This window comes from uncultured Anaerotruncus sp. (genome assembly GCF_902490045.1).
GTDB lineage: Bacteria > Bacillota > Clostridia > Oscillospirales > Ruminococcaceae > Anaerotruncus.
In genome coordinates this window covers 1-13,766 of record NZ_CABUCJ010000065.1, presented here as the reverse complement: position 1 = coordinate 13,766, position 13,766 = coordinate 1, and the positions used below count along the sequence as shown (strand labels likewise).

Below are 13,766 nucleotides of genomic sequence, written 5' to 3'. Positions count from 1 at the left end.
CGCGGCCGCGAGCCTTGTGCCGGGGGATTTCTTCCTCGCGGAGGGGCCTGCGCGGCCGGCGGCGGGGCCCGGCGGGGCACGCGCGGTGATCTTCCGGGCCGACCGGGCGCGCGCCGTCTGCGGGGCCTCCTGCCGCTACCACAGGGAGATGGCGGAACGGTTCGACCGGCTCGCGCGGGCGTGGAGCGCGTCCGGATAGGAAAACGGGAAAAACCGGGGCTGCGGGCTTTGCCCGCCGCCCCGGTTTGTGCTATAATAAGCGCAAATCCCCGGTGTCGCCCGCCCGCGGCCCTGCCGCCACGGACGAGGCCGGGAAACGAATCGGGAAAGGAAGCGGTGCGCCTTGCGGCTGGTGACCGGTCGGCGTTTGCTTTTTCCGCTGCGCGCGGAGCAGATGGGCTCCGTCTGGTGGGAGTTTTCCGGGAACGGGGGTGCGGGCGGATGAAATGGCTTTCCCATCTGCGCACGATCAACCGCCACAAGCTCCTTGTGATGAAGCACTGCTTCCGGGTGGGACTTTACCGGCAGGGGCTGCTGCACGACCTCTCCAAGTATTCGCCGGTGGAGTTTTCCGCCGGGGCGAAATACTACCAGGGGGACCGCAGCCCCAACGAGATCGAGCGGATGGAAAGCGGCTACAGCGCGGCGTGGCTGCACCACAAGGGCCGCAACAAGCACCACCTCGAATACTGGATCGACTACGACCCCGCGGCCGGCCACCGGATGGCGGGCATGGAAATGCCGGTCCACTATGTGGCGGAGATGTTCTGCGACCGGGTCGCGGCCAGCAAGACCTACCGGGGGAAGGCGTACCGGGACGGCGACCCGCTGGATTACTATCTGGCCAGCCGGGACCACTACCTGATTCACCCCGGCACCCGCGCGCTGCTCGAGCGCCTGCTCGGGATGCTCGCGGAGGAGGGGGAGGACCGCACCTTCGCTTACATCCGCCGGGAGATTCTGGGGCGCCGGTAGCGGGCGCACATACGATTGGAAGGGGCGAACCGCCCCACGGAAGAGAAGGAGGCAAGGAAATGGAACTGATGGAAGCGATCCGGGCCCGCAGGAGCTACCGGGGGCCGTTCGAGCCCACGCCCATCCCGCGGGAGGCGCTGCGGGAGCTGCTGGAGGCGGGACTTCTCGCCCCGTCGGGCTGCAACCTGCAAACGACGCGGCTGATCGGCGTCGACGATCCCGCGCTGGCCAGAAAGCTCGCGGAAATCTACGGGAAGAGCTGGGCGCTGACCGCGCCCGCCGCGATCCTGCTCGTCACCAGGGAGACGCCCTCGCCGAGCGGAGTGTCCTACCACATCCACGACTATTCGGCGGCGGCTGAAAACATCCTGCTGGCGATCGCCGCGAAGGGATACGCCTCGGTGTGGATCGAGGGACAGATCCGCGGCGGCCCCGGCCGCGAGATGGGGAGGCTGCTCGGCGTGCCGGACGACATGACCGTCGCGGTCTACCTGCCCGTGGGGATTCCCGCCGGGGAGGTCCCCGCCGCAAAGAAGCTGCCCTTCGGGGAGCGCGCGTGGTTCAACGGCTACGGGAAATAGGCGAGGCTTCAAAAAGAACGGGTATCGCGCGGCGCCGCCGCGCGATACCCGTTTTCATTCACGGAAAATTCACATTTTCGCTCCCCCAGCAAACAGAGGGTTGAACTCCAAATGATAAAATAACGCTAAGGAAAATATTTCCGCGGCGAAGACAAAACGCCGCCTTCACAGGCGGCGTTTTTGTTGGAGAGTCTTTGCTGTTAAAACTGATTTTCCGGAAACCCCAAGGTACGGGGCGTCCCGGAGGAGGCCCATAGGGGGACAGGCTGGCACTCCGTCCCATTACAGGCTGTTTTTATTATACAGGCGCTCTGTGCAGCTTATGTAATGGATTGATGGAAATTCAGTCGGGAATTTTTGTTTTTTTCGTGGAGGGAGGCCCATATGATACCGACGATTTTACTGGTCATGGACGAAGGGAACCCGCGCTATACCGAAACCCTCCGGCAGTACCGGGTCCGCCTGACCCAGCGCATCTTTGACGAGGGCTGGCAGGTGGCCACGGCCTCGGGCGTGGCGCAGGCGCTGGCCCAGCTGGAGGCCCAGAAGATCAGCCTGCTGGTGTTCGACACCACCGGCTACCGGGGGGACCGCGTCGCGCAGCTCAAGCTTCTGCGGGCGTCCACCGACCTGCCCGTGCTCGTGGTGGTCGAGGGGAGCGACGAGCACGCCGAGCTGGAAATGCTCGAGAACGGCGCGGACGACTGCCTGCGCCGTCCGGCGGGCGACCCGCTCATCATCGCGCACGTCAAGGCGCTGCTCAAGCGGGTGCACGCGCTGCCGCCCAAGGAGCTGCGCTTCGACGGCCTGCGCCTGAGCCTCGCGGAACACGTCGTCGAGCTCGACGGCAAGGCGGTGGCCCTTTCGCCGCGGGAGTTCGACCTGCTCTACTACCTGGCGCGCAACCCCAACCTGGCGCTCTCCCGCATGCAGATTTTAAACCGCGCGTGGGATTCCGGCTACGCGGGAGACGAGCGCACGGTGGACAGCCACATCAAGTCCCTGCGCGCCAAGCTCGGGTGGTTCGGCAAGCATATCATCACGGTGCGGGGCGTGGGCTACAAGTTCCTCTGGAGCGCCTCGCAGGAGCGCCCCGCGTAAAGACCCGGCGGAAAAGTAAAGCAAAACCCCCGCGGCTGTGGAGGCAGCCGCGGGGTTTTCAGTTTGCTTTGGCGTGAAGAACCTGAGAGATCAGATTATTTCACTTTGCGGAACGCAACAGCGCCAGCAGCAGCCAGGGAAACAACGGCGGCTACGAGAGCCACGTTGACCATGTCGCTGGAACCGGTGTTCGGGATGTCTTTGCCGGAGTTCGGGGTCTCAACATCGGCGGGCTCGGAGGTCTCCGGCTCGTCAACGGTCACATCGAGCTCGGTGTCGGAGACGATGTAGGTGCCCAGCTGACGGGTGCGGATGGACCAGCCCGGAATCTCCTCGTCGTCCTCGGAGTAGGAGAACTTGGAGGTGACGTCGACCAGATAGCCGTCGGCATCCACTTCATAGATGAAGCAGTTTTCCGGATCGGGGGTGTAGTCGTCGTCATCATCCCACGGAATGCCGAGGGTCAGGGTCGCCTTGGAGGTCGCGGGAACGGTCGGATGGCCAACAAAGTCATAGAACCACAGGTCGGCGTCGGCGGGATCGCCGTACTCGGCATAGATGTCGCTCATGTTCGAGGTGGACAGACGCGCATAGAACTTGCGCGCGTCGTCGTCGGAATCGAACTTGAGGGCCGCGCGGTCGTCGCCCCAGACCAGGGTGTTGGTTTCGTTCTTATCGGGATCCATGTAGACGCGGTCGCCAACGTCCGGGTTATCGTCGTTGCCAACAGCCTCATTGGTGACCCACAGTTTGTAGTCCCAAACCAGCTTGCTATCCTTTTCATAGGTGTTCTTAGTTTTGTCTTTGACATCTTTGTCATCAGCAGCAGTCTTTTTCGCTTTGAACTCGATGGTGCCATCGGTCTTGTGCTCATCGGTATCGGTGATGTCCGCCAGCACAAATTTGATGTAAGCGTTGCGATAAAATCCATCGAAGCCCTTATCGGTCACCAAGGTGATGCTCTTAACAAGCTTCCCGTTGGTATCCTTGTCAGGGGAGAACTTAAAGAAGTCTTTGTCAACCAAGTACTTGATTTGGACCTGTTTGCCATCATCAAGCGTGATGGTGTCCTCTTCATTGCCGCCGACCGGGACATAAAAAGTCGTATCAGGGGCAATCGCATCACTGACGATCTTACCACCACCGATGGTGACAACATTGTCATACTTTTCACCGTCATCGTTAAGCGCAGTCGTCGGATAAACTTTGCTATCAGCGAATGCAACCGCCGAAAGGCTCAACACGGTCGCAAGCGCCAGCACCAATGCAAGAATCTTTTTCATTGGTAAATTTCCTCCTTAGAATAGTTTTGATCAGTTTTCTCTCTATCGCCAAAGGGCGTCCTCCAACGCTCTTAAAGCCTTCAAATGGAGGAACGAACGGGTGTGGAGAGTCACCCGTTCGTTCAATTGGCTAGGTTCTAAAAATTAGGCCCAGATGCCGGTGTCCGGAATCGCTTTGCCGTCCTCGGCAGGAGCCTCGACATCACCGGCGTCGGTGGCGTAGGCTTTCTCAGCGATGATGTAGACGCCAAGCTCACGGGTCTTGGTCTGGAAGACATAGTCGCCATCGTCAGTCTCAATAGCCTTGAAGGAAGCGGTAACATCGTTGATGGAACCGTCATCACCGACCATGTAGATCACGACGTTCTCCGGCTCAACCCTCAGATCGTCCTCGTCGGAATCATAGTACGGGTTGTAGAGCTCGAGGGTCGCACGGCTGGTGGAAGCAATTTTGGTGTTGCCGCCGTTAGCGCCGGTGAAGTTGAAGATGAACGCGTCCTGGTCAGCGAAATACTCCGCATAGTCCGCATCTTCCCACTTGGTGGAGAGCTTCGGATAGAAGTACTTGCCGTCGTCGTCGCCAACAAATTTCAGGGTCGCGATGGTGTTGTTCTCATCTTCCCAGTTGATCTCGTTGTCTTCGTTCTTGGTGGGCTTCAGGACCACGCCGTCATCGCCGGCCATGTAATCCTGATCCGCGCCTTCTCCAACGTTGCCGATCCAGAACTTGAGCTCGACAGTGATCTTGTCGCCGGCCTGGAACTTATCAGCGCCGGAAGGAACGTCTTTATCCTTCGCGGTGAAGGTGACGGACGGAGAAACCTTGTACTCGGAATCAGTCGTGTTGTCGTTCAGTTCGACTTTGATGACGGTGTTACGCGGATCACCAAGAATGGACTTCTCAGCAATGGAGATCTTCTTGATCATCTTCGGATTGTCGTCGCCCTTGTCAAACTTCACTTTGAAGTTGTCCTTGTCCTCGAGGCCATTGCTGACCTTGACATAGACGGTCGAGCCGGGCTTTACGAGATCGGTAACCTCGTTCGCGGTATCGTAGTCAGCGACAATCGGAACGGTCGTAGTGGTCTCGGTATCAGTCGCCTTGATATAAGTGGTAACGGTCGCCTTCGGCTTCGCATCATTGGAAGCAGCGAAAGAAACCACACCGAGGGAAAGCACGATCGCAGCAGCCAGAACGACCGCCAGTAACTTTTTCATCGGTAAATCTCCTCCTAAATTCGTGATCTTTTGATTTTGTTTTTTCAGGGTCGCCTCTCCAGCCTTACCTGACAGTCAAATTATAGCCTGTGCCGTGAGAAGGAATCAATTGGCTTTGTAACCGTTTTGTAACTATTTTTGTAAATTGCACCAAACGGGCCTAAAATTTTGGCGTTTGGTACAGAAAATAACAATAAATATGCACAAACGGTGATGGAATTATGGAGATTGTGTGATAAATTTGTATCAACTTTGTGGAGAAAATTCCTCACAGCGTCACGGTGAAGGCGGTGCCCTCCGTTTCGCCGCTTTCCACGGTGATCTCGCCCCCGTGCAGCGCCACGATGCGGCGTGCCAGCGCCAGCCCGACCCCGTGTCCGGACTCCCCGCCGCCGTTGCCCGCGCGGTAAAAGGGCTCGAAAACGCGGGGCAGGTCGGCGGGCAGAATGGGCGCGCCCCCGTTGCGGATGACGAAGCGCACGCGGCCTTCCCGCGCGCACAGCGACGCTTCGATCGTCCCGCCTGCGGGGGAATACTTGACCGCGTTGTCCACGAGGTTGCCCCACACGTGCGCGAGCAGCGGGCCGTAGCCCCGCGCCTTCGCGTCTCCGAGCGAAAGGGCGAGCGTAAGCTCTTTTTCCCGCCAGAGGGGCTCGCGCGCGGTGAACGCACGGCGCACCTGCTCGGCGACGTCGACCGTCTCCGGGGGCTGCTCCGGGCGCCCGGCGTCCAGGCGGGAGAGTAGCAGCAGGCTGTCGGCCAGGCCTGCCATCTCCTCGACCTCGCTGCGGATAATCTGGGCGAATTCCCGGTTCTGCTCGGGGTGGAGGTTTTTTTCGAGCAGCTGGGCGTAGCCGCCGATCGTCGCCAGCGGCGCCTTGAGCTCGTGGAAGAACACCGGCAGCACGTCCCATTCGCGGGAGGCGTCCTCCTCCAGCCTGCGGGCGACCTCGTTGAAATCGCGGGTCAGCTCGCGGAGCTGCGCGCCCGCGGGGAAGCCGGGGACCCGCGCCCGCGCGGACAGGTCGCCCTCCAGGACGCGGCGGACCGCCTCGCCCAGGCGGACGAGCGGGCGGCAGACGCCCGCCAAAAAAACCGCCAGCAGGACGCATCCGGAGAGCAGGGCGCCCGCCAGGAAGGTCCAGGCCGGGTGGAACTCCGCCCAGCGCCCGGACAGCAGGCCGGCGGCCGCGCCGAAAAGGGCGGCCAGCGCCCCGGGGAGCAGCAGGGTCTTCCATCCGACGCGCTTCATCTTACCGCCGCCTTTATGACGCCTTTGTATCCCAGCCCCCGGATGGTGGAGATTTCAAAATCCTCCCGTCCGGCGAACCGGCTGCGCAGCCGGTTGATGTGGACATCCACCGTGCGGGGGCTGGTGTTGGTATCCGTTCCCCACAGCTCGTCCATCAGCTACTGCCGCGTGAAGATGCGGCCGGGATAGGAGAGCAGCAGGAAGAGCAGGTAAAATTCCTTCTGCGGCAGGGTGAGGGTCCCGCCGGGGTCGCGCACCTCGAGGCTGGAGTAGTCGAGGATGGTGTCCCCGACGCGCAGCTGGCGCGCGTTACTGATGTTGTAGCGCCGCAGGATCGCGCGGATGCGCAGGACGAGCTCCTCGAGGTCGACCGGCTTGACCATATAGTCGTCCGCCCCGCATTCAAAGAGGCGCTTCTTGTCCTCGAAGGCGGACCTAGAGGTCATCATGAGCACCGGCGTGGCAATATAGTGCTCACGCAGGGCGCGCAGGAGGCCCTGCCCGTCGAGGTTGGGCATGAGGATGTCGGCCACGATGAGGTCGACGCGCTTCTGGCCGATGATCGAAAGCGCCTCAAAGCCGTCCCGTGCGACGAGGGTGTCGAACCCCTCGCTGCGCAGGTAGATGTCTTCGAGCCTGCAGATTTTCCGGTCGTCGTCAACTATTAAAATTGTTGCCATCCGCGTACCCTCCCAGAAATCCAATATAACAGAAAAAGTGCGATTGTAAAGGACGTGGAAAGGGTTGGAAAGAAATATTACAGAACGTTCTTCTTATGTTAAATTATTCCTTTTGTGCGTTTACATTGAGTTGATATTTGATGCGAATAAGCGGGTTTCCGTTTATATTATGCAGGATTTTAGTCAATAAAAACCGGACGCCGAAAAGCCGGAAAAAACAAAAGAGCCGCCCCCAAAAGGGGCGGCTTTCCGGACGATGGGCAAGAGGGGAAGGCGGGCGCGCGGAATAAAATTCCGGCGGTCCCGGTCCTCTCATGCGGACTCATTTCAAATAGCTTTGCGGCTCGCGCAGGACCCGTTCGAGGTCCGTGAAGAGCAGGTGGCAGTGGTAGCCGTCCGCGGCCGCGTGGTGGACCTGGATGGTGAAGGGCATCAGCAGCTCCTCCCCCTGCCGCCGGTACTTTCCCCACACGAACATGGGCCGCAGGAAGGAGAGGTTCGACTTCATGTGGAAGGAGAGCCCGGTATAGGAAAACCACGGGACGCAGGAGAGCAGGACGGAATTTTCCCGGCTCACGGTGCGCGTCCCGTCGCGCGCGAAGCGCTCGAGATCGTCCGTCATGGCGGCGTAAAAATCCGAAAAATTCGGGCGGTAGGCGGTATTGAGGCTGTCCATGTTTTTGGTGCGTTCGTCGAGCACGGTGTATTCCGCGTGCACCTCGTCATAGTAGCCGGGCCGCCCCCCGCCGTCGAACCCCATCCGGAATTCCCTGTGGCGGTTGACCGCGTGCAGCACGGCCCAGGAAAAGGCCGGGTAGAACCGCAGCCCCCGCGCCCGGACGTGGGCGAGGAAGGGAGTGACGCAGAGGTCCCGCGTCACGCTGTAGCTGCAGTCGAGGTCGATAAAGTTCCGGAAGGTGTCCCTCCGCTCCCAGCGGTCGGGATCGATCGGGTGAAACATGCGCGCCTCCTTCAAAGTCCCTGCGGTCCGATGGCTTTCCTCTCGATTTTACCACAGGAGGGGGGCGGTTGGCTACCCGGAAATCCGTTCGCCGCCTAGCCGCCGATCTGCACCGTCAGGCCGGCGGCGCGGGCGGTTTCGGCGAGCAGCTCCATTTTTTCCTGCGGCGGGGGCAGCAGGTCGGGCAGCGGGTAGCGCCTGCCGAGACGGGCGTATTTGTCCTGCCCGAGCCGGTGGTAGGGCAGCAGGTGCAGCCGTGTGACCCCGGGCAGCGAGGCGGCGAACCGCGCGATCGCCGCGATCTCGGCGGGCGTGTCGTTGAAGGTGGGGACGACCGGCACGCGGATGATCAGCGCCTGTCCCGCCGCGGCGATCCGCCGGGCGTTTTCGAGCATCCGCTCGTTGCCCTGGGAGGTGAACCGGCGGTGCTTTGCGCTGTCCATGTGCTTGACGTCCATGAGGAAGAGGTCGAGCCAGGGCAGGATCTCCCGCTCGATCACGGAAAAATCCGCGAAGGCGGTAGATTCCAGCGCGGTGGTGATCCCCGACTCCTTGGCGATGCGCAGGAGCGCCCCCGCGAACTCCGGCTGGAGCAGCGACTCCCCGCCCGAGAGGGTGAGGCCCCCCTCCGACCGGCGGAAATAGGGCCAGTCCCGCAGGACCTCCTCCATGACCTCCCCGGCCTCGGCGTCCCGGCCGATGACCTTCGCCTTGCCGCCGACGGTCATCGTCTCGATTTCATGCGACTGGGACTCGGGGTTGCAGCACCACTGGCAGCGCAGGGCGCACCCCTTCAAAAAGACGATCGTCCGGATGCCGGGGCCGTCATGGATAGAATATTTCTGGATGTCGAAGATGCGTCCGGTCCGGCGGCGGCAGTCCGCGTCCATATCGGCGCCTCCTTTCGTCAAAACCCGTGGGTGGTGCGGCTGATGATGTCGTCCTGGAGCGACTTGGAGAGGGTGGTGAAGAGGGCGCTGTAGCCCGCCACCCGGACGACGAGGCTTTTATAGTTTTCGGGGTGGGCCTGCGCGTCGAGCAGCGTCTCGCGGCTGACGACGTTGAACTGCATGTGCATGCCCTTCTGGTCAAAGTAGCCGCGGATGAGGCTGGCGAACTTCTGGAGCCCCTCGATGCCGCTGAGGGCGGAGGGGTGGAACTTCTGGTTGAAGAGGGTGCCGTTGGAGGCGATCATGTGGTCGAGCCGCGCCGCCGAGTTGCAGGCCGCGGTCGGGCCGTGGGTGTCGCGCCCCTGGGCGGGGCCGACGCCGTCGGCGATCGGGGTGTTGGCAAGCCTGCCGTCGGGGGTGGCGCCCGTCTGGGAGCCGAGCGGCACGTTGGCGGAGACGGGGTAGAGCCCCGCCTGGAAGATGCCGCCGCGCGGGTTGCGGTAGTTTTGGAGCGGCCTGGTGTAGAGGTAGGCCACCTCGCGCGCAAAGGCGTCCACGGCGGGGACGTCGTTGCCGTATTTGGGAAGCTCGTCGATCCAGCCGAGCAGGCGGTCGTACCGTTCCTTCTCCGCCGGGGAAACCGGCTCCCGCCTGACCGCCTCGCAGATCGCGCGGATTTCCGCCTCGCCAACCGGCCGGCCGGCGGCGGCCATGCCGCCCGCCACCTGTGCCACGAGGTCCTCCGTCTCGCGGGCGCCGAGCCCGCGGCCGAAGTTTTTCCGGAGCGCCTCGCGGTACTCCCCGAGGGTGAGCTTATGCTCGTCGAAGACGAGCGTTTTGACCGCGAGCAGCGAGTCGGTGACGTTCGCGATGCCGAAGCCCTGCGGCCCGGTGAAGTTGTAGACCGCGCCGCCCTCCTGGAGGGATTTGCCCCGCGCGATGCAGTCGTCGATCATGCTCGACTGGAAGGGCAGCGGGCAGCGCTCGGCGTGGGCGCGGTCGATGGCGTTGTCCGCGTTGACCAGCAGACGGATGCAGTAGTCCATCTGCTTTTGGTAGGCGCCGTAGAACTCGTCGAAGGACCGCATCTCGGAGATCGGCTTGGTCTCCGCGCCGACCAGCTCGCCGCTCTCCCGGCCGCCCGAAAAGACGAGCTCGAGCGGGCGGCACATGTTGAAGAAGGCGGCGTCGTGCCAGCCGTCCGTCTTGCCCGCCTTCTGGGGCTCGACGCAGCCGATGATGTTGTAGGTGCGCGCGTCCGCGACGGAAAGCCCGCGGCTCATGAGGGCGGGGATGATCACCTCGTCGTTGTAGTAGGCGGGCAGGCCCACGCCGGTGCGGGTGAGCCTGGCGGCCTTGATGAGGAACTCGTTTGGGGTGCCGTTCCACACCCGCACCGAGAGGGAGGGCGCGGGCAGGCGCACGTGCATCGACGCCTCGATGCACATGAAGGAGAGGTCGTTGGTGACGTCGTTGCCCTCGGCGTCCTGGCCGCCGGCGATGAGGTTCTGGAAGAGGCTGTACCCGGCGAACCCCTCGGCGGAATCCCTGTCGCGGACCTTGTTGAGGTCGTTGAGCTTAACCCAGACGCAGTCGAGCAGCTCCTGGGCGGATTCCCGCGTGATCCTCCCGGCGTCGAGGTCGGCCTTATAGTAGGGATAGATGTACTGGTCGAACCGGCCGGGCGAGATCGAATGTCCGGAGGACTCCGTCTGCAGGAGCATCTGGACGAACCAGAAGGACTGGCACGCCTCATAAAAGGAGGAGGCGGGCTGTCCGGGCACCCGCGCGCAGACCTCCGAAATGCGCAGGAGCTCGGCGCGGCGCGCGGGGTCGGTCTCCCGCTCCGCGAGTTCGCGCGCGAGGACGGAGTAGCGCCGGCCGTACTCAGACGCGGCCTCGCAGCTCAGGATGACCGCCTCGAGGAAGCTGGAGCGGGAGGCGTAGTCGGGGTCGCCCAGCCCGCAGTTCGCGAGCGCCGCCGCCGCGCGGTCGCGGATGCCCGCGAAGCCGGTTTCCAGCACCTCCTCGTATTTGACGGTGAAGTGCCCGATGCCGTTATAGAAATAGTTGCCCGGGGTAAAGATGTTGTGCTTCATGGCCGTGAGCGTCTCGGGAGCCATGTAGGAGGTGGCCAGCTCGCTGGTCGTTTTGCCCTTCCAGTAGGGGAAGACCTCCCGCAGCCGCCGCTTGGTTTCCTCCGAAATGGAAAAGGGGTCGGCGGCGCGCGTCTCCACCGTGTCGAACTCCTTTTCGAGCCACTCCCACGAGTACTCGGGGAAGACCTGACAGCCGCGCGGGGCGATGCTGTTGCTTCCGACGATCAGCTCCTCCGGCCGGATGGTGATCGGCAGCTCCCGGCAGATTTTGAGGAACGCCTTGGCGCGCCGGAGGATGACCGGCTCCCCCTCCGTTTCGCGGTAGCTCTCGGTCAGCAGGACCGCCCGGTCCGCCTCGATCGCCGGCATCTTCGCGTACAGGTGGCTGATCAGCCGGTCGATGCGCGGGCTCTTTTCAATCTCGCCGTCATAAAATCGTCCCATAATCCCCATGCCGTCCTTTCTGGTCTGGTTCGCCTATCGTCTGCCGCTGCGCAGATGCGAGCAGCGGCGCTTTCTTCCAGTTCACATTTTATCAAAAGCCGCCTGCAAACGCCATCTTCGGCGGCGATCTTGATCAGAGGCAGGGTGTTTTCGCTTTGGCGATCAAAAATGATCGGATATGCGCATCGATTCTGGGAAGGGCCCAAAAAAACAGGCTTCCGGGCACGCCCGGAAGCCTGTTTTTTCTGTTCATCGATCTGCGCGCAGAGCGCAAAGGCGGTCAGCGGACCGGTTCGTAGTCGATTTGGGAGTCCTCGCCGGTGGCCTCCAGCTTGAAGATGACCGGGCGGAGCCCGTCGTTGCAGCTGCAGATGGCGACGCCCGGCTTGCGGATCCAGTCCCCGTAGTAGAATAGCCCCTCCCCGGCGCCGTGCGACAGCGCGAAGGCGTACTGGTAGACCGCCTTCCACGCCTCGTCGCACATGCCCTCCGGCTTTGCGTAATCCGCGTAGAAGACCTGGCCCTCCCGCATCATCGGGCAGGCCGTCAGCCCCTCGACGCCGTATTCGGCGGCGAGCTCCCTGTCAAGGGTCGTTTTGAGCACCGTGATCTTTACCTTTTTCATCGGGCAAAACCCCCGTCAAATTTCCGGGACGTGAGATCCTTATATAATAGTATTATAACACGGCCGCCCGCGGAAGAAAAGACGGGGCCTTTTGCCGGGAAGTCCTCGTCATTGGAAAGGCGAATAAAAAACGAAAGGCGCGCAAAGCGTGCCTTTCGTTTTTGGTACGCCCGATGCGATTCGAACGCACGGCCTTTAGAGTCGGAGTCTAACGCTCTATCCAGCTGAGCTACGGGCGCATATTGCGGCCGGTCCTGTGGGCCGCTGACGATTATTATACCAACAATTCTTGAAAAAAGCAATTCTTTTATGGATTTTTTCAAGAATTTCGGGCAATAATGAAACTGGCGGAAAAGACTGCCGAAAAATGTTTTCAACATGCGGATGTTGAAAAAGTGGAAAAATAGCCGGAGAGCGCGGGCGCGGGCCTGTGGAGAAATTGTGGAAAGAAATGTGCGGTAAATAAACCGTAAATTTCGAGAAAAATCCGCTTGACAGTTTGTCCATTCCATGCTAAACTAAAAGTCCCGCCTGAGGAAAACGCCCTTGCGGCGGGGAACCAGCACCTTGAAAAATGAACAACGAGAGAAGAGAAACGAGGAACCCGAAACGAAGGTTTTGGGGGAATCACCCTTGAAATGAATTTGAGTATCTCCGGATACAAAAGCGAAACCAGCAAAGGAAACTTTGCCGGGAGGACCTTTGAGAAGATTTGAAGCCGAAAGGCTTTAGATACCATAATCAAAGAGTTTGATCCTGGCTCAGGACGAACGCTGGCGGCGCGCCTAACACATGCAAGTCGAACGGAGTGTTTTCACGGAAGTTTTCGGATGGAAGTGGCTGCACTTAGTGGCGGACGGGTGAGTAACACGTGAGCAACCTGCCTTTCAGAGGGGGATAACAGTTGGAAACGACTGCTAATACCGCATAACATTCCTGTGTCACATGGCGTGGGAATCAAAGGAGCAATCCGCTGAAAGATGGGCTCGCGTCCGATTAGCCAGTTGGCGGGGTAACGGCCCACCAAAGCGACGATCGGTAGCCGGACTGAGAGGTTGAACGGCCACATTGGGACTGAGACACGGCCCAGACTCCTACGGGAGGCAGCAGTGGGGGATATTGCACAATGGGCGAAAGCCTGATGCAGCGACGCCGCGTGAGGGAAGACGGTCTTCGGATTGTAAACCTCTGTCTTAGGGGAAGAAAATGACGGTACCCTAAGAGGAAGCTCCGGCTAACTACGTGCCAGCAGCCGCGGTAATACGTAGGGAGCGAGCGTTGTCCGGAATTACTGGGTGTAAAGGGAGCGTAGGCGGGATGCCAAGTAGAATGTTAAATCCATCGGCTCAACTGGTGGCAGCGTTCTAAACTGGCGTTCTTGAGTGAGGTAGAGGCAGGCGGAATTCCTAGTGTAGCGGTGAAATGCGTAGATATTAGGAGGAACACCAGTGGCGAAGGCGGCCTGCTGGGCCTTAACTGACGCTGAGGCTCGAAAGCGTGGGGAGCAAACAGGATTAGATACCCTGGTAGTCCACGCCGTAAACGATGATTACTAGGTGTGGGGGGACTGACCCCTTCCGTGCCGCAGTTAACACAATAAGTAATCCACCTGGGGAGTACGGCCGCAAGGTTGAAACTCAAAGGAATTGACGGGGGC

Annotated in this window: 13 protein-coding genes, 1 tRNA gene and 1 rRNA gene; 5 read left to right on the top strand and 10 right to left on the bottom strand. The window is 61.1% G+C overall.

From position 1 onward, the window contains the following. The 4 genes from RDM88_RS08200 to RDM88_RS08185 form a co-directional block, all read left to right on the top strand. On the top strand, nt 1-199 hold a 199-nt coding region (locus tag RDM88_RS08200), incomplete at its 5' end, for a hypothetical protein (protein WP_308754373.1). Between the two features lie 242 nt (nt 200-441). Beyond that, nucleotides 442-975, top strand: coding sequence for a DUF5662 family protein (locus tag RDM88_RS08195; protein WP_308754372.1), 534 nt, complete (start codon nt 442-444; stop codon nt 973-975). Nucleotides 976-1,034: 59 nt separating this feature from the next. Continuing rightward, entirely contained in the window at nt 1,035-1,556 is a 522-nt protein-coding gene (locus RDM88_RS08190; protein WP_308754371.1) for a nitroreductase family protein, read from the top strand. 384 nt (nt 1,557-1,940) lie between these two features. Further along, nucleotides 1,941-2,657 carry a response regulator transcription factor gene (locus tag RDM88_RS08185; protein ID WP_308754370.1) on the top strand — a complete coding sequence of 239 codons (717 nt, stop codon included), beginning with the start codon at nt 1,941-1,943 and terminating at the stop codon, nt 2,655-2,657. A 95-nt stretch (nt 2,658-2,752) separates the two neighbouring features. Here the strand turns inward: RDM88_RS08185 and RDM88_RS08180 are convergent, their stop codons facing one another. The 10 genes from RDM88_RS08180 to RDM88_RS08135 form a co-directional block, all read right to left on the bottom strand. After that, nucleotides 2,753-3,940: an LPXTG cell wall anchor domain-containing protein gene (locus RDM88_RS08180; protein WP_308754369.1), complete on the bottom strand. Its 1,188-nt coding sequence runs from the start codon at nt 3,938-3,940 to the stop codon at nt 2,753-2,755. Nucleotides 3,941-4,084: 144 nt separating this feature from the next. Then, nucleotides 4,085-5,158 (bottom strand): acid shock protein, encoded by a 1,074-nt coding sequence (locus RDM88_RS08175; protein ID WP_276872385.1) that lies wholly within the window; start codon nt 5,156-5,158, stop codon nt 4,085-4,087. A 268-nt stretch (nt 5,159-5,426) separates the two neighbouring features. Next, nucleotides 5,427-6,410, bottom strand: a complete 984-nt coding sequence (locus RDM88_RS08170) for a HAMP domain-containing sensor histidine kinase (RefSeq protein ID WP_308754368.1) — start codon at nt 6,408-6,410, stop codon at nt 5,427-5,429. Continuing rightward, nucleotides 6,407-6,565 carry a helix-turn-helix domain-containing protein gene (locus tag RDM88_RS08165; protein ID WP_308754367.1) on the bottom strand — a complete coding sequence of 53 codons (159 nt, stop codon included), beginning with the start codon at nt 6,563-6,565 and terminating at the stop codon, nt 6,407-6,409. Before RDM88_RS08165 ends, RDM88_RS08170 begins: the two co-directional genes overlap by 4 nt. A 3-nt stretch (nt 6,566-6,568) precedes the next feature. Beyond that, entirely contained in the window at nt 6,569-7,090 is a 522-nt protein-coding gene (locus RDM88_RS08160) for a response regulator transcription factor (protein WP_308754366.1), read from the bottom strand. Nucleotides 7,091-7,412: 322 nt separating this feature from the next. Beyond that, nucleotides 7,413-8,051 carry a CatA-like O-acetyltransferase gene (locus RDM88_RS08155; protein ID WP_308754365.1) on the bottom strand — a complete coding sequence of 213 codons (639 nt, stop codon included), beginning with the start codon at nt 8,049-8,051 and terminating at the stop codon, nt 7,413-7,415. 95 nt (nt 8,052-8,146) lie between these two features. Then, nucleotides 8,147-8,941, bottom strand: a complete 795-nt coding sequence (locus tag RDM88_RS08150; RefSeq protein ID WP_308754364.1) for a glycyl-radical enzyme activating protein — start codon at nt 8,939-8,941, stop codon at nt 8,147-8,149. A 17-nt stretch (nt 8,942-8,958) separates the two neighbouring features. After that, nucleotides 8,959-11,484 carry a glycyl radical protein gene (locus tag RDM88_RS08145; protein ID WP_308754363.1) on the bottom strand — a complete coding sequence of 842 codons (2,526 nt, stop codon included), beginning with the start codon at nt 11,482-11,484 and terminating at the stop codon, nt 8,959-8,961. Between the two features lie 280 nt (nt 11,485-11,764). Further along, nucleotides 11,765-12,109, bottom strand: coding sequence for a TIGR04076 family protein (locus RDM88_RS08140; RefSeq protein WP_308754362.1), 345 nt, complete (start codon nt 12,107-12,109; stop codon nt 11,765-11,767). A 162-nt stretch (nt 12,110-12,271) separates the two neighbouring features. Then, nucleotides 12,272-12,348 (bottom strand) — tRNA-Arg (locus tag RDM88_RS08135). 499 nt (nt 12,349-12,847) lie between these two features. On the opposite strand from RDM88_RS08135, the gene RDM88_RS08130 reads away from it, so the two are divergent. Continuing rightward, nucleotides 12,848-13,766: ribosomal RNA gene (locus RDM88_RS08130) — 16S ribosomal RNA — on the top strand; the annotation flags it as partial.